We start from the raw sequence: 22,256 nt of genomic DNA on the forward strand, positions 1-22,256 counted from the left end.
GAACTTGGCGGTGGATGTAAAAAAAAAATCCGACATTGGCCAGCCATGAAGAAAGTGTTAGGGCTTGAAAGGTCTAATCAAATAAGAAAACCAACGACAGGGGAGAGATCGAAATGGCGGAGAGGTTCGGCAACACAGCCGCGCGAGTCCATGGCCCGGCCTATCGTCAGAAAGGCTGGTGGCGCGACGAGACCGTTGTCGATGACCTTCGCCGGGCGATCAAGAACCACCCCGACAAGACGGCGATCATCGCGGCCCGGTACTTCTCCAGGGACGTCACGCGGATCAGCTACGCGGAGCTGGGCGGCTACATGGACCGGTTCGCCGGGGCCCTGCGCGAGCTGGGCGTCGGGCGCGAGCAGATCGTCGCCGTGCAACTGCCGAACTGGTGGCAGTTCACGGCCATCGCCCTGGCCTGCGCGCGGATCGGCGCGGTGCTGGCGCCCATTCCTCCCGACTACCGGCGGCGCGAGGTGGAGTTCATCCTCAACAGGACGGAGGCGCCCGTCTACATCGGCCCCGCGAGCTGGACCGGCTTCTCCCACCGGGACATGCTCCGGGAGATGGCTCCGGCGCTCCCGGCGCTGCGCCACCGGATCTTCCTCGGGGCGGGGAGCGGCCTGGCGGACGGCGAGCTCGATTTCGACGCCCACTTCGCCGCCCACCGGTGGGAGGAGCGCTACCCCGCCAGCACGCTGGACGAGCTGACGGCACGCGCGGATGACGTGTTCAACGTGCTCTACACGTCCGGCACGACGGGCGAGCCCAAGGGCGTGGTGCACTCGTACAACACCAACTACGCCATCACCCGCGCACTCAACGAGACGATGGGGCTGGGCGCGGACGATGTCGTCTCCCTGCCGAGCCTCCTCACCGCCTCGAGTGGCTTCACCTACCTCTTCCAGATGCCCGTGCTCCTCGGGGCGACGGCGGTCTACCTGGACGTGGCGGATCCCGACTTCCACCTGAAGCTCATCGAGGAGCATGGAATCTCATTCATGTATGGGATTCCGACGTACTACCTGAACATGCTCGCGTCCCAGAAGCGCCGGCCCCGGAAGGTCAGCACGCTCAGGTGTCTGGCCACGGGCTCCACGCCCGTGCCTCCCCACCTCATCGCCGAGGTGCGTGAGGTGTTTGGCGTCCGGCTGCACACCCTCTGGGGCATGACCGAGAACGGCGCCGTCACCCTCACCCGGAACGAGGACCCACCCGACTGGCCGGCGAACAGCGATGGTGCGCCCGTTCCCTGGATGGAAGTGAAGATCGCTCCGGCGCTCGCCGAGGACGGGACGCCGTTCCCGGAGGGCGCGGGACGGCTGCTCGTCCGCGGTGCGAGCCAGTGCCTCGGGTATTTCAAGCGCGAGGACATCTACAACGCATGTCTGGATGCGGAGGGCTGGTTCGATACGGGCGACCTGGCGCGCGACGACGGACGCGGAGGCATCCGCATCGCCGGCCGGCTCAAGGACATCATCTTCCGGCACGGCCTGAAGATTCCCGTCGTCGAGGTCGAGTCCGCTCTGTATGCGCATCCCAAGGTGCGCGAGGTCGCCATCGTGGCCCACGCGGATGATCGCATCGGTGGCGAACGGGTGTGCGCCGTCGTGGTGCCTCGCGACGAGGCGCCCACCCTCAACGAGCTGCGCGACCATCTGCGCAAGGCCGGCATGTCCGTCTCGTACTGGCCGGACCGCTTGGAGATCATCTCCGAGATGCCGAAGACGCCCTCCGGGAAGATCCGGAAGTTCCTCCTGAGGGAGCGTTTGAAGGAGCAGCCCGGCAGCCCCACCTGAGTCTGTCTTCAGCCTTTGTTCCGAGCTCCTCCCGCTGCCTCCGGGCGGCGGGCCTGGTCTTGCCATGCGCGCCCTTCCCCCCGGGGCGTGGATGTTCCTCCTGCCCCCCTGCATCCGATTCAGGACCCCCCAGCCGATATGAACGCGCGTGATGTGCAGCCCCCCTCCGAGAGAATTGGACAGCGGCCGGGACGCAGGCCTCCTCCCCTGGTACCGGTGCCCCGGAACGAGGCGATGCCGTTGTCCTTCGCGCAGCAGCGGCTGTGGTTCATCGAGCAGCTCGCGCCCGGGGGCTTCGCGTACAACGTGCCCTGGTTCGCGCGGCTGAAGGGTCCGCTCGAGGTGGCCGCGCTCGAGCGGAGCTTGTCGGCGCTCGTCCAACGGCACGAGGCGTTGCGGACGGCGTTCCCGCTGGAGGAGGGACGGCCGGTACAGCGGATTGCTCCGGAGCCGGGGCTGACGCTGCCGGTGGAGCGCCTGGAGGGCATCCCTCCGGCGGAGCGTGAGGCGGCGGCCCGGCGGCTCGCGGAGGAGGAGGCCCGGCGCTCGTTCGACCTGGAGAAGGGTCCGCTGATGCGGGCGCGGCTGCTGCGCCTGTCGGCGGAAGAGCACGTGCTGCTGCTCACGCTGCATCACATCGTCTGCGATGGCTGGACGATGGGGCTGCTGGAGCGGGAGTTGAGCGTGCTCTACACGGCATTCTCCCGAGGCCAGCAGCCCTCGCTGCCGCCCCTGCCGGTGCAGTACGCGGACTACGCGGCGTGGCAGCGGGAGTGGCTGAAGGGGGCGGTGCTGGAGGAGCAGCTCGCCTGGTGGAAGCGGCATCTGGCCGGAGCGCCGCCCGTGCTGGAGTTGCCAACGGACAAGCCGAGGTCGCCCGTGCAGTCCTTCCGAGGAGCCCTCCTGAGCGTGGGGCTGCCCCCGGAGCTGTCCGGAGCGGTGCGGGCGCTGAGCCGCGGGGAGGGGGTCACGCCCTTCATGACCTTCCTGGCGGCCTTCCATTCCTTGCTGTCCCGCTACAGCGGGCAGAACGACATCGTGGTGGGGACTCCCATCTCCGGGCGCAACCGGCGCGAGGTGGAGGGGAGCGTTGGCTTCTTCGCCAACAGCCTGGCGTTGCGAGTGGACGCACCGGCGGAGGGGAGCTTTCGGGAGCTGTTGGGCCGGGTTCGCCAGGCGTGCCTGGGCGCCTACGCCCACCCGGAGGTGCCCTTCGATCAGCTCGTGGAGGCCCTGCAACCGGCGCGGGACATGCGCCGCACGCCGCTGTTCCAGGTCTCGTTCATCCTCCAGGGCGCCGCGCCTTTCGCCGAGCTGCGGTTGCCTGGGATCGCCGTGGAGGAGCTCGCCTTCGCGCCCGGGGTGGCGAGGTTCGACCTCACGCTCTACGTGCGCGAGCACGCGGACGGGTGGGTGGGCGTCTGGGAATACAACACCGATCTCTTCGACGAGATGACGGTGGCACGGATGGCGGCGCACTACGCCCGGCTGCTGGAGGCCGCCGTGGCGCATCCGGAGCGAAGGCTGGCGGAGCTGCCGCTGCTGTCCGAGGCGGAACGGCACCGGGTGCTGGTGGAGTGGAACAGCCGCCGTGCGGACTACCCCCGGGACACGTGCGCCCACCACCTAATCGAGGCCCAGGCGGAGCGCACGCCGGACGCCGTGGCCGTGGCCTTCGAGGACAGCCAGCTCACGTACCGGGAGCTCAACCAGCGGGCCAACCAACTCGCGCACTACTTGAGAAGGTGGGGGGTGGGGCCGGAAGTGCCGGTGGGCTTGTGCCTGGAGCGCTCGCTGGAGATGGTGGTGGCAATCCTCGGCGTGCTCAAGGCCGGCGGCGCCTACGTGCCCCTGGATCCCGCCTACCCCCAGGAGCGCCTCGAGCTCATGGTGCAAGAGGCCGGGATACCGGTGCTCGTGACCACCGGAGAGCTGGCGGAGGAGCTGCCCTCGCAAGGAGTGGGGAGGGTACGCCTGGACGCGGACGCGGAGGCGCTCGCCCGGCAACCCATGCACGACCCGCCCCCGAGCGCGGTGAGCGAGAACCTGGCCTACGTCATCTTCACCTCGGGCAGCACGGGGAGGCCCAAGGGAACACTGCTGACGCACCGGGGCTTGTGCAACACGGCGCTGGCCGCGGTGGACACGCGCGGGGTGCGCCCGGACAGCCGCGTGCTGCAATTCACGGCGTTCAGCTTCGACAGCTCGGTGAGCGACATCTTCTCCACGCTGATGGTGGGTGGATGCCTGGTGCTGGCGCCTCGTGACTCCATCCTCCCTGGCGCACCGCTGGATGCGCTGCTGAAGAAGCAGCGGGTGACGCTGGTGGCGCTGACACCCTCGGTGCTGGCGCAGCAGGAGGATGGCGGGTACCCGGCGCTCGAGACGATCATCTCCGGGGGCGAGGCCTGCACGCCGGAGCTGGTGAGGAAGTGGAAGCCGGGACGGCGCTTCCTCAACGAGTACGGCCCGACGGAGGTGACGGTCTGCGCCACCATCGACGAGGACGTGAGGGCGGAGCGGCCGACGATCGGGCGCCCCCTGCCCAACGTGCGGGCCTACGTGCTGGACACGTGGCTGCGGCCGGTACCTGAGGGGGTGGCGGGAGAGTTGTACGTGGGCGGCCGTGGTCTCGCACGCGGCTACCTGGCCCGTCCGGAGCTGACGGCGGAGCGGTTCATTCCCCACCCGTTCAGCGAGGAGCCGGGTGCCCGGCTGTACCGGACGGGGGACGTGGTCCGGTGGTTGCCGGGAGGTGAGCTGGAGTACGTGGGCCGCGCCGATGAGCAGGTGAAGGTGCGGGGCTTCCGCATCGAGCTGGGAGAGGTGGAGGCGGCGCTGGCCGGGCACCCGGCGGTGAAGGACTGCGTGGTGGCGGCGAGGGAGGACGGGCCCGGAGGAAAGCGGCTGGTGGCGTACTACGTGCCCCGGACGCGGGAGCCCGCTGCCGCGGAACTGCGTCAGTACCTGGAGGGGCGGCTGCCCGAGCACATGGTGCCCTCGGCCTTCGTGCCGCTGGAGAAGCTGCCGCTCACGCCCAACGGGAAGGTGGACCGCAGGGCGCTGCCGGCGCCCACGGTGGGGGCGAGAGAGGCCGCGGGAGCGCCGAGGACGGCGATGGAGGAGGTGGTGGCGGGAATCTGGGCGCCACTGCTGGAGCTGGAGCAGGAGCAGGTGGGGGCGCGCGACAACTTCTTCGAGCTGGGAGGCCAGTCGCTGATGGTGGCGCAGGTGGCCTCGCGAGTACGTGAGGTGCTCGGGGTGGAGCTGCCGGTGCGCACGCTCTTCGAGGCGCCGACGGTGGCGGAGCTGGCGTCGCGGATCGAGTCGTTGCTGGGAAGCACCGGGGCGCGCCAGCCGCCGCTGGTGCCCGTGCCGAGGACTGGGGAGCTGCCGCTGTCCTTCGCGCAGCAGCGGCTGTGGTTCCTGGAGCAGTTCTCGCCCGGGGGGCACTCGTACAACGTGCCCTTCTTCCTCCAGTTGAAGGGGCGCTTGGACGTGGCCGTGCTGGAGCGGAGCCTGGGGGAGGTGGTGCGCAGGCACGAGGCGCTGCGGACGACGTTCGTGGAGGTGGAGGGGCAGCCGGTCCAGCGGATTGCCCCGGAACTGGCGCTCGCGCTGCCGGTGGAGAGCCTGGAGGGGCAGCCGGCCGGTGTGTTCGCGCGGCGCGCCCAGGAGGAAGCCCAGCGCCCCTTCGACCTGGGGACGGGCCCGCTGGTGCGGGCGCGGCTGCTGCGCGTGGCGGCGGACGAGCACGTCCTGCTGCTCGTGATCCACCACATCGTCGTGGACGGCTGGTCCATGGGTGTGCTGGTGCGGGAGCTGAGCGCGCTCTACCAGGCGTTCTCCACGGGGGAAGAGCCCACGCTGCCGGCCCTGCCGGTGCAGTACGCGGATTATGCGAAGTGGCAGCGGGAGTGGCTGGAGGGGGCGGTGCTGGAGGAGCAGCTCGCCTGGTGGAAGCAGCGGCTCGCGGGAGCGCCACCGGTGCTGGAGTTGCCAGCGGACCGTCCGAGGCCGCCGGTGCAGACGTTCCGAGGAGCCCTGCTGCCCGTGCGGCTGCCTCCGGCGCTCTCGAGTGCTGTCCGTGAGCTGAGCGTCGCGGAGGGCGTCACCCCGTTCATGACGCTGCTGGCCGCGTTCCAGGCGTTGCTGGCGCGCTACAGCGGGCAGACGGACCTCGTGGTGGGCTCGCCCATCGCCGGGCGCAACCGGCGCGAGGTGGAGGGGCTGATCGGCTTCTTCGTCAACATGCTGGCGCTGAGGGCGCGGGCCCCGGCGGAGGCGAGCTTCCGGGAGCTGCTGGGACAGGTGCGCGAGATGTGCCTGGGGGCCTATGCCCATCAGGACGTGCCCTTCGAGAAGCTGGTGGATGGGCTGCAGCCAGGGCGGGACCTGAGCAGGGCTCCGCTGTTCCAGGTGGTCTTCTCCCACCAGGAGTCCCCGCCCACGCAGGAGCTGCCAGGGCTGTCCCTGGCGTTCCTGGGCATCGATGCGGGGATGGCGAAGTTCGACCTGAGCCTGTTCGTGCGCGAGAGCACGGAGGGGTGGGAGAGCTTCTGGGAATACAACACCGACCTGTTCGACAGGGCGACGGTGGAGCGGATGTCGGGGCACTACGCGCGGCTGCTGGAGGGCGCCCTGGCGCACCCGGAGCGGAAGCTGGCGGAGCTGCCGCTGATGGAGGAGGAGGAGCGGCAGCGGCTGTTGGTGGAGTGGAACCAGACACGCACGGAGTACCCGCGCCAGGCGAGTGTGCACGGCCTGTTCGAGGAGCAGGTGGCACGCCGGCCCGAGGCGGTGGCGGTGGAGTACGAGGGGCAACAGCTCACGTACGAGGAGCTGAACCGCAGGGCCAATCAGCTGGCCAGACACCTGAGGCAGCTGGGCGTGGGGGAGGGGACGCTGGTGGGACTGTGCGCGGGGCGCTCGCTGGAGTTGGTGGCGGCGATGCTCGGCATCCTGAAGGCGGGCGGAGCGTACGTGCCGTTGGATGCGTCGTACCCGCCAGAGCGGCTGGCGTTCATGCTGGAGGATACGGCGGTGCCGGTGGTGCTGGCGCAGCCGGAGCTGGCGGACGAGCTGCCCGCGGGGAGCGCCTTCGTCCAGGAGCTGTCGTGGGAGGCCTTCGCGCACGAGAGCGGGGAGAACCTCGGGGAGAGGGTGGGGCCGGAGGCCCTGGTGTACGTCATGTACACGTCGGGCTCGACGGGCAAGCCCAAGGGCGTGTGCATCCCGCACCGCGGCATCGTCCGGCTGGTGCGCGACACCAACTACGTCCGCTTCACGGAAGAGGACCGCGTCGCGCAGCTTTCCAACACCTCGTTCGATGCGTCCACCCTGGAGCTGTGGGGGGCGCTGCTGAACGGTGGTTGCCTGGTCGGAGTGCCCAAGGAGGTGGCGCTGGCACCGAAGGCCCTGGCCGCGTTCCTGCGCGAGCAGCGGGTGAGCGCGATGTTCCTGACGACGTCGCTCTTCAACCAGGTGGCGGCCGAGTGCCCGGATGCCTTCCTCACGGTGCCGCAGGTGTTGTTCGGCGGTGAGGCGGCGGAGCCCCGGTGGGTCAGGGCGGTGCTGGAGACGGGGAGAACCGGGGCGCTGGTGAACGGATACGGACCGACGGAGGTGACCACCTTCACCTGCTGCTACGTCATGACGGAGTCCGGGCAGGTGGGTCACTCGGTGCCGATTGGAAGGCCGATCTCCAACACGGACGTGTACGTGCTGGACGAGCGGATGCAGCCGGTGCCGGTGGGCGTGGTGGGCGAGCTGTACGCGGGAGGAGATGGGCTGGCGTTGGGGTACCTGAACCGGCCGGAGCTGACGGCCGAGAAGTTCGTACCCCACCCCTTCAGCGCGGACCCGAGGGCCCGGTTGTACAAGACGGGAGACCTGGTGCGGTACCTGCCGGATGGGAGGCTCGAGTACCTGGGCCGGCGGGACGAGCAGGTGAAGGTGCGAGGCTTCCGCATCGAGCTGGGCGAGGTGGAGGCGGTGCTCGCGAAGCACCCGGGGGTAGGCGAGGTGGTGGTGGTGGCCAGGGACGATGGCCCCAGCGGCAAGCACCTGGTGGCCTATGTGGTGCCCACTTCCCCCACTCCCACGCTGCCCGAGGAGCTGCGGACCTGGCTGAAGCAGACGCTGCCCGAGTACATGGTGCCCTCGGCCTTCGTGCGGCTGGAGCGGTTGCCGCTGACGCCGAACGGGAAGCTGGATCGCGGGGCCCTGCCCGCGCCGGAGGCGGAGGGGACGGAGCGCGAGGAGTACGTGGCGCCCCGGACTCGGATGGAGCAGCTGGTGGCGGACATCTGGGCGCCGCTGCTGAAGCAGCCGCGCGTGGGGGCTCGGGACGACTTCTTCGAGCTGGGCGGGCACTCGCTGCTGGCGGCCCAGGTGGCCACGCGGCTGCGTGAGGCACTCCAGCGGGAGTTCCCGGTCCTGATGCTCTTCGAGTCCTCCACGGTGGAGGCGCTGGCGGCGCGGCTCGAGTCGCTGCCGGGAAGCACGCAGGAGGCCCGGGTACTTCCGCTGGCACCGGTTGCGCGAGAGGGTGAGCTGCCGTTGTCCTTCGCGCAGCAGCGGCTGTGGTTCATCGAGCAGCTCGAGCCCGGTGGCTTCACGTACAACGTTCCCTATGCCGTGCGGCTGAGGGGACGGCTCGAGGTGGCCGCGCTGGAGCGGAGCCTGGGGGAGCTCATCCGGCGGCACGAGGTGCTGCGGACGGCGTTCCTCCTGGTGGATGGACGGCCGGTCCAGCGGATTGCGCCGGAGCTGGCGCTGACGCTGGCGGTGGAGGACATGGAGGGGCAGGGGGCCGGTGCGCTCACGCGGCGGGTGGAAGAGGAGGCTCGCCGCCCGTTCGACCTGGGGACGGGTCCGTTGGTGCGAGTGTCGCTGCTGCGCGTGGCGGCGGATGAGCACGTGCTGGTGCTGGTGATGCACCACATCGTCTGCGACCTCTGGTCCCTGGGTGTGCTGCTGCGCGAGCTGGAGACGCTGTACCCGGCGTTCTCCTCGGGGACGGAGCCTTCGCTGCCAGCACTGCCGGTGCAGTACGCGGATTACGCGGCGTGGCAGCGCGAGTGGCTGCGGAGCGAGATGCTGGAGGAGCAGCTGGCGTGGTGGAAGCAGCAGCTCGCCGGAGCGCCGCCGGTGCTGGAGTTGCCGGCCGACAGGCCGAGGCCTCCCGTGCAGACCTTCCGCGGGGCGCACCTGACGGTGCCACTGCCCAAGGGGCTGGGCGATGCGGTGAAGGAACTGAGCAACGAGGCGGGCGTCACGCTGTTCATGGCGTACCTGACGGGCTTCCAGGCCCTGCTGGCGCGCTACAGCGGACAGCAGGACCTCGTGGTGGGGACGCCCATCTCCGGACGCAACCGGCGCGAGGTGGAGGGGCTCATCGGCTTCTTCCTCAACACGTTGGCGCTGCGGTTGGATGCCTCGGGAGACGTGAGCTTCCGGGAGTTGCTGGGCCGGGTACGGGAGGCGTGTCTGGGCGCCTATGCCCACCAGGACGTGCCTTTCGAGCAACTGGTGGATGCGCTCCAGCCCGCGCGTGACCTGAGCCGGTCGCCGCTCTTCCAGGTGATGTTCGTCTACCAGACCGAGCTGACGGCGGTGGCGCTCCCTGGGGTGTCCGCGGACGAGTTCGCCTTCCAGCCGGGGATGGCGAAGTTCGACCTGACCCTGTTCGTGAGGGAGACCGCGGACGGGCTGGTGAGCATGTGGGAATACAACACGGACCTGTACGACGAGGCGACGGTGGCGCGGATGGCGGCGCACTACGCGCGGCTGCTGCAGGGGGCCGTCACCCAGCCGGAGCAGCGGGTGTCGTCGCTGCCATTGATGGACGAGGCGGAGCGGCGGAGAGTGCTGGTGGAGTTCAACGGCACCGCGGCGCTACATGCCCCAGCCCATGGGGTGCAGGAGCTGTTCGAGGCATGGGCGGACAGGACGCCGGATGCGGTGGCCGTCAGCTTCGGAGAGCAGACGCTGACGTACGGAGAGTTGAACAGGAAGGCCAACCGGCTGGCGCACCACCTGAGAGGGTTGGGAGTGGGGCCGGACGTGCCGGTGGGCCTGTGCGTCAGGCGCTCGTTGGAGCTGGCGGTAGGCGTGCTAGGCATTCTCAAGGCCGGAGGAGCCTACGTGCCGCTGGACCCGGCCTACCCGGCCGAGCGTCTGGCGTTGATGCTCGGGGCCTCGCGGGCACCGGTGTTGCTCACGCAGCGGCACCTGGTGGACGCGCTGCCCGCCGGTGAGTCGAAGCGGCTGTTGCTGGACGCGGACGAGGAGGCCTGGGCCGGGTGTGCGGAGGGCAACCCGGAGCGGGTGTCCGGCCCCGAGGCACTGGCGTACGTCATCTACACCTCGGGCTCGACGGGGGTGCCCAAGGGAGTGGCGATGCACCACCGGCCGCTGCTCAACCTCATCCGCTGGCAGGTGGAGCGCTCGGCGGAGAGGCCCAAGACGTTGCAGTTCTCGGCGCTGAGCTTCGACGTGAGCTTCCAGGAGTTGTTCTCCACGTGGGGAGCGGGAGGAGAGCTGGTGCTCATCCCCGAGGAACTGAGGCTGGAGGCTCGGGCACTGCTGGAGAAGATGGACAGCAGCGGGGTGCAGAGGCTGTTCCTGCCCTTCGTGGCGCTGCAGAACCTGGCGGAGGAGGCGGACAGGGCGGGGCTGGCACCGCGCGCACTGAAGGAAGTCATCACGGCGGGAGAGCAGCTGAGGGTGACGCCGGCGGTGCGGCGGATGATGAAGAGGCTGGGAGGGGTGCTGGAGAACCAGTACGGCCCGACGGAGACGCACGTGGCGACGGCGCTGCGGCTGGAGGGAGAGCCGGAGCAGTGGCCGCAGGTGCCGAGCATTGGCAAGCCCATCGCCAACACGAGCGTGCACCTGCTGGACGGCAAGGGAGAGCCGGTACCGGTGGGAGTGGTGGGGGAGCTGTACATCGGAGGGGCGGCGGTGGCGAGGGGCTACCTGCACCGGCCGGAGCTGACGCAGGAGCGCTTCATCCCAGACGGGTACCGGGCGAAGCCAGGAGGGAGGCTGTACCGGACGGGGGACTACGCGAGGTACCTGGCGGACGGGACTATCGAGTTCCTTGGACGCAGGGACGCCCAGGTGAAGGTGAGAGGCTTCCGCATCGAGTTGGCGGAAGTAGAGGCGGCGCTCGCGAAGCACCCGGGGGTGAAGGATGTAGTGGTGGAGGCGAGGGAGGCGGACAGCGGGGCCAAGAAGCTGGTGGCCTACGTGGTGCAGACTTCTTCCACTGCGCCCATTTCCCCCACTGCGCCCATTTCCCCCACTGCGCCCATTTCCCCTCGCCCGCCGGGAGAGGGACGGGGTGAGGGTGCCGAGCCCCCCGAGTTGAAGCCCGAGGAACTGCGGACCTGGCTGAAGCAGAGGTTGCCCGAGTACATGGTGCCCTCGGCCTTCATGTGCCTGGAGTCCTTCCCGCTGACGCCCAGCGGAAAGGTGGACCGCCGGGCCCTGCCCGCGCCGGATGCGGAGGGCACCGGGCAGGAAGAGTACGTGGCACCTCAGACGCCGCTGGAGCAGAGGGTGGCGGGCATCTGGGCGCCGCTGCTGGGCCTGCGGCGAGTGGGCGCGCACGACAACTTCTTCGAGTTGGGCGGGCACTCGCTGCTGGCGATGCAGGTGACGTCACGCCTGCGCGAGGCGCTGAAGGTGGAGCTGCCCGTGCGGGCGCTCTTCGAGGCCCCGACGGTGGCGGAGCTGGCGCGGCGGCTCGAGTCGATGACGGAGAGCCGGCAGGAGTTCCGGCCTCCTCCGCTGGTGCCCGTGCCACGGGAGGGCGCGCTGCCGCTGTCCTTCGCGCAGCTGCGCTTGTGGTTCCTGGATCGGTTCAATCCGCAGAGCGCGCTCTACAACCTCGCCCTGGTGTTGCGTCTGGAGGGCGTGCTCGACGTGGCCGCGCTGGAGCGGAGCTTCCAGGCGCTGGTGCAGCGGCACGAGGCCCTGAGGACGACGTTCCACCAGGGAGAACAAGGCGTGGTCCAGGTCATCTCCGCTCCGGTGGCGCTGCCACTGACGGTGGTGGACCTGCGCGAGCTTCCCGAGGGAGAGCGAGAGCAAGAGGCGAGGCGGCTGGCGAACGAGGAGGTCCTGAGGCCCTTCGCCCTGAAGCTGGGACCGCTCCTGCGGGTGACGCTGTTGCGGACGGGCGAGGCGGAGCACGTGCTGGTGCTGGCGATGCACCACATCGTATCGGACGGGTGGTCGATGGGGGTCCTCGCCCAGGAACTGAAGGCCCTGTACGAGGCCTTCCTGGAGGAGAGGGAGCCCTGGCTGGACGCGCTGCCCATCCAGTACGCGGACTACGCGACGTGGCAGCAGACGTGGCTGCGGGGCGACGTGCTGGAGTCGAAGCTCGCGTGGTGGTGCAAGCAGTTGGAAGGCGCGTCACCCGCCCTGGAGTTGCCGACGGATCGCCCGAGGCCGGCGGTGCAGAGCTACCGCGGCGCGCTCCAATACGTGCATCTGCCCCTGCCGCTGGCGGAGGGGCTGCGGAAGCTCGGCCAGAAGGAGGGCGTGACGCTCTTCATGACGTTGCTGGCGGGCTTCCAGGCGCTGCTGCACCGCTATTCGGGACAGGGCGACATCAGCGTGGGCTCGCCGATGGCGGGCCGCGGCCATGCCCAGCTGGAAGGGCTGATCGGCTTCTTCGTCAACGTGCTGGTGATGCGGGCGAGGGTGAGGGGAGAGGAGTCCTTCCGGCAACTGCTGCGGCAGGTGCGGGAGGTGGCGCTGGGGGCCTATGCCCACGAGGAGGTGCCCTTCGAGAAGCTGGTGGAGGCGCTGAATCCCGCGCGCGACACCAGCCGTGCGCCGCTGTTCCAGGTGTCGTTCTCCCTGCAGAACGCCCCCTCGCCGGACCTGAAGCTGCCGGGGATCGAGTCCCGGCCGCTCGCGCTGGCGGGCCAGGTGTCGAAGTACGACCTCACGTTGTCGTTGAGGGAGACCGGGACGGGTCTGGAGGGTGTCGTCGAGTACAGCACCGACCTGTTCGAGGCCTCCACCATCACTCGGATGCTCAGGCATCTGCGGACGCTGTTGGAAGGAGTGGTGGCGGACCCCGGACGCCGCATCGGTGAGCTGCCGTTGTTGGACGATCAGGAGCGGCAGCGGCTGCTGGTGGAGTGGAACCAGACGCGCACGGAGTACCCGCGCAACGCGACCGTCCACGGCCTGTTCGAGGAGTACGCGGCGCGCCAGCCCGAGGCGGTGGCGGTGGAGTACGAGGGGCAACAGCTCACGTACGAGGAGCTGAACCGCAGGGCCAATCAGCTGGCCAGACACCTGAGGCAGCTGGGCGTGGGGGAGGGGACGCTGGTGGGACTGTGCGCGGGGCGCTCGCTGGAGTTGGTGGCGGCGATGCTCGGCATCCTGAAGGCGGGCGGAGCGTACGTGCCGTTGGATGCGTCGTACCCGCCAGAGCGGCTGGCATTCATGCTGGAGGATACGGCGGTGCCAGTGGTGCTGGCGCAGCCGGAGCTGGCGGACGAGCTGCCCGCGGGGAGCGCCTTCGTCCAGGAGCTGTCGTGGGAGGCCTTCGCGCACGAGAGCGGGGAGAACCTCGGGGAGAGGGTGGGGCCGGAGTCGCTGGCGTACGTCATGTACACGTCGGGCTCGACGGGCCGGCCCAAGGGCGTGTGCATCCAGCACCGCGGCATCGTCCGACTGGTGCGCGACACCGGCGTCCTCCAGGTGACGGCGGAGGATCGCTTCACCCAGCTGGCCAACACCTCCTTCGACTCGTCGAACCTCGAGCTGTGGGGCGCGTTGCTCAACGGAGCGAGGTTGGTGGGGGTGCCCCGGGAAGTAGCGCTGTCTCCGAAGGCGCTGGCCGCGTTCCTGCGCGAGCAGCGGGTGAGCGCGGCCGTCCTCACGACGCCACTCTTCAACCAGGTGGCGGCCGAGTGCCCGGACGCGTTCCAGACGGTGCGGTACGTGATGTTCGGAGGTGAGGCGGCGGATCCCATGAGGCTGCGCGAGGTGCTGGCGCAAGGCGGCAGCGCCAGGCTGCTGAACCTGTACGGGCCCACCGAGAACACCACGAACACGACGTGGCACGAGGTGAAGTCGGTTCCGGAGGGAGCGGTGTCGGTGCCCATCGGCAGGCCGGTGGCGAACACGGACGTGTACGTGCTGGACGAGCGGATGCAGCCGGTGCCGGTGGGCGTCCCGGGGGAGCTGTACACGGGCGGAGACGGGCTGGCACTCGGCTACCTGAACCGGCCGGAGCTGACGGCGGAGAAGTTCGTCGCGCACCCGTTCAGCACGCAGCCGGGAGCGAAGCTGTACCGGACGGGAGACCTGGTGAAGTACCTGCCGGACGGGACGCTCGAGTTCCTGGGCCGGCGGGACGCACAGGTGAAGGTGCGGGGCTTCCGCATCGAACTGGGAGAGGTGGAGGCGGCCCTGGCGAGGCACCCGGGCGTGGGAGCGAGCCTCGTCGTGGCAAGGGAGGACGGCCCCAGTGGCAGGTGGCTGGTGGCCTATGTGGTCCCCACTTCCCCCGAGTTGAATCCCGAGGAGCTGCGCACCTGGCTGAAGCAGACGCTGCCCGAGCACATGGTGCCTTCCGCCTTCGTGCTCCTGGAAGCCCTGCCCCTCACGCCCAACGGCAAGGTGGACCGGCAGGCGCTGCCCGCGCCGGACTCACAGAGGGCGGGGGCCGGTGGCTCCTATGCCGCCCCCGACAGCGGGCTCGAGCAGTCGCTCGCGGCCATCTGGTGCGAGGTGCTCCGGCTGGAGCGGGTGGGCGCGAATGACAACTTCTTCGATCTGGGAGGCAACTCGCTGCTGCTGCAGTCGGTGCACGTGAAGCTGGAGGCCCTGGTGGGCCGCTCGGTGCCCATGGTGGAGCTGTTCCAGTTCTCCACGGTGCGCACGCTCGCCGCGCGGCTCGCCGAGACGGCCGCGCCGGAGCGTACGGGCTGCCTCGTGCGGCTTCAGGAGGGCTCGACCGGGCCGGCACTCTTCTTCCCGCACGCGATGGGGGGACGGACGAGCTTCTACCGGGAGCTGGCGCGGCGCATCGATCCGCACCGGCCCGCCTACGGGTTCGACTCGCCGGGGTTGGAGGCGGGAGGGCCGGAACTCACCACCATCGAGGAGATGGCCGCGCACTACATCGAGCTGCTGCGTGCCGTGCAGCCGGTGGGGCCGTACCTGCTCGTCGGTGCGTCCTTCGGAGGGGTGATCGCGTACGAGATGGGCCGCCGCCTGTCCGCCGAGGGGCATGAGGTGAAGCTGTGCGCGCTGCTCGACTCGCCCGACCCGCGGCGCTTCCCTCCACCGCCTGAGGACGACGCCGCGCTCCTGGCGGGCATGGTGGCCTCCTGGGTGGACCTCCCGGCCGCGGCGCTGCGCGGACTGCCGGCCGAGGCACAACTCCAGGTGGTGCTCGACGAGGCGGCCCGGAGGGGCATCGAGCCCGCCTTCCCGGACGTCGAGCGGGGCCTCCGCTTCCTCCGGGTGTGGAGGAACCATGTGGAGGCCCTGCACCGGTACACGGCCCCGCGCTGGGAGGGGGGAGCGCTGCAGTTCTTCCGGGCCGCCGAGCTCCAGCCAGGGAGGCTCGAGCACTTGGAGCGGGCCTGGACGGACCGGTGCTCGGCGGTGCGGGTCGAGGTCGTCCCGGGAGATCACGACAGCATGCTGCTCCCGCCGCATGTGGACGGCCTGGCGGCGCGGCTCCGGGCGTGCCTGGAGAGGGCAATGTCGGCCGAGGCCGCCCGCTCCAACACGTCCAACACCTCGAGGACTCGGACGCACTCATGAGCACGCACGACTCGAAGGCAGGAACGAAGCAGGTCCGCAGGCCACCTCCCGTGGCGGTGGCTTCCCGGGCGGGGCGGGTGCCGCTGTCCTTCGCGCAGCAGCGGCTGTGGTTCATCGACCAGCTCGAGCCCGGTGGCTTCACGTACAACGTTCCACTCGCCGCGAAGCTGAAGGGTCCACTCGAGGTGGCCGCGCTCGAGCGGAGCCTGTCGGCGCTCGTCCAGCGGCATGAGGCGCTGCGGACGACGTTCCCTCAGGAGGAGGGACGGCCGGTGCAGCGGATTGCTCCGGAGCTGGGGCTGGCGCTGCGGGTGGAGAGCCTGGAGGGCGTACCCCAGGCGGAGCGCGAGGCGGCGGTCCGGCGGCGGGTGGAGGAGGAGGCGCGGCGCCCGTTCGACCTGGAGCGGGGTCCGCTGCTCCGGGTGGAGCTGCTGCGCCTGGGAGTGGACGAGCACGTGCTGCTGCTCGTGATGCACCATGCCATCTGCGATCTCTGGTCGCTGGGAGTGCTGGAGCGTGAGCTGTCCGTGCTGTACGCGGCGTTCTCCGGAGGCGGAGCGCACGCCTTGGTGGCCCTGCCGGTGCAGTACGCGGACTACGCGGCGTGGCAGCGGGAGTGGCTGAAGGGGGAGGTGCTGGAGGAGCAGCTCGCGTGGTGGAAGCAGGCGCTGGCCGGGGCTCCACCGGCGCTGGAACTGCCCACGGATTGGCCGAGGCCTCCCGTGCAGTCCTCTCGTGGCGCCCTCTTGAAGTTGGCGCTTCCCCCGGGCGTCTCTGGAGCGGTGCGGAAGCTGAGCCGTGGGGAGGGTGTCACGCCCTTCATGACCTTCCTGGCGGCCTGGTACGCCCTGCTGGCGCGCTACAGCGGGCAGACGGACCTCGTGGTGGGGACGCCCATCTCCGGGCGCAACCGGCGCGAGGTGGAGGGGCTCATCGGCTTCTTCGCCAACACCCTGGCGTTGCGGGTGGATGCCTCGGGAGACGTGAGCTTCCGGGACTTGGTGGGCCGGGTGCGTGAGTCGTGTCTGGGCGCCTACTCCCACCAGGACGTGCCTTTCGAGCAGTTGGTGGATGCGCTCCAGCCGGTGCGTGACCTGAGCCGCACGCCTCTCTTCCAGGTCATGTTCCTCCATCAGGAGGCCGCTCCCTTGTCTGGGCTGTCGCTGCCCGGCGGGGTGGTGGAGGAGTTCCCCTTCGAGCCGGGCGTCGCGAGGTTCGACCTGACCCTGTTCGTGAGGGAGACCGCGGACGGGCTGGTGAGCATGTGGGAATACAACACGGACCTGTACGACGAGGCGACGGTGGCGCGCATGGCGGTGCACTACGCGCGGCTGCTGCAAGCGGCTGTCGCCCAGCCGAAGCAGCGGGTGTCGTCGCTGCCGTTGATGGACGAGGCGGAGCGGCGGCGGGTGCTGGTGGAGTTCAACGACACGGCGGCACTGCATGCGCCGGCCAGCGGGGTGCAGGAGCTGTTCGAGGCGTGGGCAGACAGGACGCCGCAGGCGGTGGCTGTCAGCTTCGGAGAGCAGACGCTGACGTACGGAGAGTTGAACCGGAGGGCCAACCGGCTGGCGCACCACCTGAGAGGGTTGGGAGTGGGGCCGGACGTGCCGGTGGGCCTGTGCGTCCGGCGCTCGTTGGAGCTGGCGGTGGGCGTGCTGGGCATTCTCAAGGCCGGAGGAGCCTACGTGCCGCTGGACCCGGCCTACCCAGCCGAGCGTCTGGCGTTGATGCTCGGGGCCGCGCGGGCGCCGGTGTTGCTCACGCAGCGGCACCTGGTGGACGCGCTGCCCGCAGGTGAGGCGAAGCGACTGTTGCTGGACGTGGAGGAGGAGGCCTGGGCCGGGTGCGCGGAGGGCAACCCGGAGCGGGTGTCCGGCCCCGAGGCACTGGCGTACGTCATCTACACCTCGGGCTCGACGGGAGAGCCCAAGGGAGTGGCGATGCACCACCGGCCGCTGCTCAACCTCATCCGCTGGCAGGTGGAGCGCTCGGCGGAGAGGCCCAAGACACTGCAGTTCTCGGCGCTGAGCTTCGACGTGAGCTTCCAGGAGTTGTTCTCCACGTGGGGAGCGGGAGGAGAGCTGGTGCTCATCCCCGAGGAGCTGAGGCTGGAGGCTCGGGCACTGCTGGAGAAGATGGACAGCAGCGGGGTGCAGAGGCTGTTCCTGCCCTTCGTGGCGCTACAGAACCTGGCGGAGGAGGCGGACAGGGCGGGGCTGGCACCGCGCGCACTGAAGGAAGTCATCACGGCCGGAGAGCAGCTGAGGGTGACGCCGGCGGTGCGGCGGATGATGAAGAGGCTGGGAGGGGTGCTGGAGAACCAGTACGGCCCGACGGAGACGCACGTGGCGACGGCGCTGCGGCTGGAGGGGGAGCCGGAGCAGTGGCCAGAGGTGCCGAGCATCGGCAAGCCCATCGCCAACACGAGCGTGCACCTGCTGGACGGCAAGGGAGAGCCGGTGCCGGTGGGAGTGGTGGGGGAGCTGTACATCGGAGGGACGGCGGTGGCGAGGGGCTACCTGCACCGGCCGGAGCTGACGCAGGAGCGATTCATCCCGGACGCATACAGGGCGAAGCCAGGAGGGAGGCTGTACCGGACGGGGGACTACGCGAGGTACCTGGCGGACGGGACTATCGAGTTCCTGGGGCGACGGGACGCGCAGGTGAAGGTGAGAGGCTTCCGCATCGAGCTGGCGGAGGTGGAGGCCGTGCTCGCGAAGCACCCGGGGGTGAAGGATGTAGTGGTGGAGGCGAGGGAGGAGGGCAGCGGGGCCAAGAAGCTGGTGGCCTACGTGGTGCAGGCCGCTTCCACTGCGCCCATTTCCCCCACTGCGCCCATTTCCTCCACTGCGCCCATTTCCCCTCGCCCTCCGGGAGAGGGACGGGGTGAGGGTGCCGAGCCCCCCGAGTTGAAGCCCGAGGAACTGCGGACCTGGCTGAAGCAGAGGTTGCCCGAGTACATGGTGCCCTCGGCCTTCATGTCCCTGGAATCCTTCCCGCTGACGCCCAGCGGAAAGGTGGACCGCCGGGCCCTGCCCGCGCCGGAGGCGGAGGGCACCGGGCAGGAGGGAGATGTAGCGCCCCGGACCCAACTGGAGCAGGTGGTGGCGGGCATCTGGGCGCCGCTGCTGGGCCTGCGGCGCGTGGGCGCGCACGACAACTTCTTCGAGTTGGGCGGGCACTCGCTGCTGGCGATGCAGGTGACGTCTCGTCTGCGCGAGGCGCTGAAGGTGGAGCTGCCCGTGCGCGCGCTCTTCGAGGCCCCGACGGTCGCGGAGCTGGCGCGGCGGCTCGAGTCGATGACGGAGGGCAAGCAGGAGTCCCGGCCTCCTCCGCTGGTGCCCGTGCCTCGTGAGGGCGCGCTGCCGCTGTCCTTCGCGCAGCAGCGGCTGTGGTTCCTGGATCGCCTCCATCCGCAGAGCGCGCTCTACAACCTCGCCCTGGTGTTGCGTCTGGAGGGCGGGCTCGACGTGGCCGCGCTGGAGCGGAGCTTCCATGCACTGGTGCAGCGGCACGAGGCCCTGAGGACGACGTTCCATCAGGGCGAGCAGGGCGTGGAGCAGGTCATCTCCGCTCCCGTGGAGCTGCCGCTGACGGTGGTGGACCTGCGCGAGCTTCCCGAGGGAGAGCGAGAGCAAGAGGCGCGGCGGCTGGCCAACGAGGAGGTCCTGAAGCCCTTCGACCTGAAGGCGGGGCCGCTCCTGCGAGTGACGCTGTTGCGGACGGGCGAGGCGGAGCACGTGCTGGTGCTGGCGATGCACCACATCGTGTCGGACGGGTGGTCGATGGGGGTGCTCGCCCGGGAGCTGAAGGCCCTGTACGAGGCGTTCCAGGAGGGGAGGGCGCCCGTGCTGGACGTGTTGCCCATCCAGTACGCGGACTACGCGACGTGGCAGCAGGCGTGGCTGCGGGGCGACGTGTTGGAGTCGAAGCTCGCTTGGTGGTGCAAGCAGTTGCAAGGCGCGGCACCCGCCCTGGAGCTGCCAACGGATCGCCCGAGGCCGGCGGTGCAGAGCAACCGCGGCGCGCTCCATTACCTGCACCTGCCGCTGGAGCTGGCCGAGGGGCTGCACAAGCTCAGCCAGCAGGAGGGCGTGACGCTCTTCATGACGTTGCTGGCGGGCTTCCAGGTGCTGCTGCACCGTTACTCGGGACAGGACGACATCAGCGTGGGCTCGCCCATGGCGGGCCGCGGCCAGGCCGAGCTGGAAGGGCTGATCGGCTTCTTCGTCAACGTGCTGGTGATGCGGGCGAGGGTGAGGGGAGAAGAGTCCTTCCGGGAGCTGCTGCGGCAGGTGCGAGAGGTGGCGCTGGGGGCCTATGCCCACGAGGAGGTGCCGTTCGACAAGCTGGTGGAGGCGCTGAATCCCCCGCGCGACACCAGCCGTGCACCGCTGTTCCAGGTGTCGTTCGCCCTGCAGAACGCCCCATCGCCGGACCTGAAGTTGCCGGGGATCGAGTCCCGGCCGCTGGAGCTGACAGGCCAGGTGTCGAAGTACGACCTGACGTTGTCGTTGAGGGAGACCGGGACGGGACTGGAGGGCATCGTCGAGTACAGCACCGACCTGTTCGACGCCTCCACCATCGCCCGGATGGCCGGGCACCTGCGGACGTTGTTGGAAGGCGTGGTGGCGGACCCCGGCCGCTGCATCGGTGAGCTGCCGTTGCTGAGTGAGGAGGAGCGGCGGCTGCTGCTGGTGGAGTGGAACCAGACGCGCACGGAGTACCCGCGCCACGCGACCGTCCACGGCCTGTTCGAGGAGCACGCTGCGCGCCAGCCCGAGGCGGTGGCGGTGGAGTACGAGGGCCAACGGCTCACGTATGCGGAGCTGAACGTGCGGGCCAACCAGGTGGCTCGGGCCCTGCAGCGGCTGGGCGTGGGCGTGGGAACCCTGGTGGGCCTGTGTGCCGGCCGCTCGCTGGAGCTGATGGCGGCGATGCTCGGCATCCTGAAGGCGGGGGCGGCCTACGTCCCGTTGGATCCGACGTACCCGCCGGAGCGGCTGGCGCTCATGGTGGAGGACTCAGGGGTACCGGTGGTGCTGGCCCAGCCGGAGCTGGCGGACGAGCTGCCCGTGGGAAGAGCCTTCGTCCAGGAGCTGTCGTGGGAGGCCTTCGCGCACGAGAGCGGGGAGAACCTCGGGGAGCCGGTGGGGCCGGAGTCGCTGGCGTACGTCATGTACACGTCGGGCTCGACGGGCAAGCCCAAGGGCGTGTGCATCCCGCACCGCGGCATCGTCCGGCTGGTGCGTAACACCGACTTCTACGAGGTGACGGCGGAGGATCGCTTCACCCAGCTGGCCAACACGTCCTTCGACTCGTCGAACCTCGAGCTGTGGAGCGCGCTGCTCAACGGAGCGGCCCTGGTGGGGGTACCCCGGGAGGTGGCGCTGTCTCCGAAGGCGCTGGCCGCGTTCCTGCGCGAGCAGCGGATGAGCGCGATGGTCTTCACGACGTCGCTCTTCCACCAGGTGGCGGCCGAGTGTCCGGATGCCTTCCAGACGATGCGGTACGTGATGTTCGGAGGCGAGGCGGCGGACCCGGTGCGGCTGCGCGAGGTGCTGCGCCAGGGCGGAACCCCGAAGCTGCTGAACATGTACGGGCCCACCGAGAACACGACGGTCACGACGTGGGAGGAGGTGAAGGAGGTACCGGAGGGGGCGCTGTCGGTGCCCATCGGCCGGCCGATGTCGAACACGGACGTGTACGTGCTGGACGAGCGGATGCAGCCGGTGCCGGTGGGTGTCCCGGGAGAGCTGTACACGGGCGGAGACGGGCTGGCGCTCGGGTACCTGAAGCGGCCGGAGGCGACGGCGGAGAAGTTCGTCGCCCATCCATTCAGCCCGGAGCCGGGAGCGAAGCTGTACCGGACAGGAGACCTGGTGAAGTACCTGCCGGACGGGAGGCTCGAGTTCCTGGGGCGGCGGGACGGGCAGGTGAAGGTGCGAGGCTTCCGCATCGAGTTGGGGGAGATCGAAGCCGTCCTGGCCAGGCACCCGGGAATCAGCGGGAGCGCCGTGCTTGCACGTGACGACGGCCCCAGCGGCAAGTGGCTGGTGGCCTACGTGGTCCCCACCGTGCCCATTTCCCCTCGCCCTCCGGGAGAGGGACGGGGTGAGGGTGCCACGGGCCCCGGGTTGAAGCCCGAGGAGCTGCGCACCTGGCTGATGCAGACGCTGCCCGAACACATGGTGCCGTCCGCCTTCGTGTTCCTGGACGCACTGCCGCTCACGCCCAACGGCAAGGTGGACCGCAAGGCCCTGCCCGCGCCGGACTCGCAGCGCAACGAAGCCGGTGGCTCCTATGCCGCACCGGCGAGCGGACTCGAGCAGTCGCTCGCGGCGCTCTGGGCCGAGGCGCTCCGGCTGGATCGGGTGGGCGCGGACGACAACTTCTTCGACCTGGGAGGCAACTCGCTGCTGCTGCAGGTGGTGCACCTGAAGGTGGAGGCACTGGTGGGCCGCAAGGTGCCCATGGTCGAGCTGTTCCAGTTCTCCACGGTGCGCACGCTCGCCGCGCAACTGGCGGGGAGCACCGGCCCCACGGGGACCGAGGAGTCATCGGCGTCGGGCGGCAACCGGCGCGAGGGCATGCGCCAGCTCGCCAGGCGGCGCGGACGCCCCGGCTCGAATTGAGGATCAATCA

Annotated in this window: 3 protein-coding genes; all 3 read left to right on the forward strand. The window is 69.9% G+C overall.

The genetic code is table 11. From position 1 onward, the window contains the following. Positions 1 to 113: 113 nt before the first annotated feature. Positions 114 to 1,796, forward strand: coding sequence for an AMP-binding protein (locus tag NR798_RS19620; RefSeq protein WP_375773013.1), 1,683 nt, complete (start codon positions 114 to 116; stop codon positions 1,794 to 1,796). A gap of 234 nt (positions 1,797 to 2,030) precedes the next feature. Then, positions 2,031 to 15,608 carry an amino acid adenylation domain-containing protein gene (locus NR798_RS19625; protein WP_375773014.1) on the forward strand — a complete coding sequence of 4,526 codons (13,578 nt, stop codon included), beginning with the start codon at positions 2,031 to 2,033 and terminating at the stop codon, positions 15,606 to 15,608. Next, positions 15,605 to 22,246, forward strand: a complete 6,642-nt coding sequence (locus NR798_RS19630; RefSeq protein ID WP_375773015.1) for an amino acid adenylation domain-containing protein — start codon at positions 15,605 to 15,607, stop codon at positions 22,244 to 22,246. Before NR798_RS19625 ends, NR798_RS19630 begins: the two co-directional genes overlap by 4 nt. The last annotated feature ends 10 nt before the right edge of the window (positions 22,247 to 22,256 follow it).

The sequence above is a fragment of the Archangium gephyra genome (genome assembly GCF_042230915.1).
GTDB classification, from domain to species: Bacteria; Myxococcota; Myxococcia; order Myxococcales; family Myxococcaceae; genus Archangium; species Archangium gephyra_B.

Bases quoted from the DNA above. Each gene is read 5' to 3' on its own strand.
- NR798_RS19630 (WP_375773015.1), top strand. From the start codon at position 15,605: ATGAGCACGCACGACTCGAAGGCAGGAACGAAGCAGGTCCGCAGGCCA.
- NR798_RS19620 (WP_375773013.1), top strand. From the start codon at position 114: ATGGCGGAGAGGTTCGGCAACACAGCCGCGCGAGTCCATGGCCCGGCC.
- NR798_RS19625 (WP_375773014.1), top strand. From the start codon at position 2,031: ATGCCGTTGTCCTTCGCGCAGCAGCGGCTGTGGTTCATCGAGCAGCTC.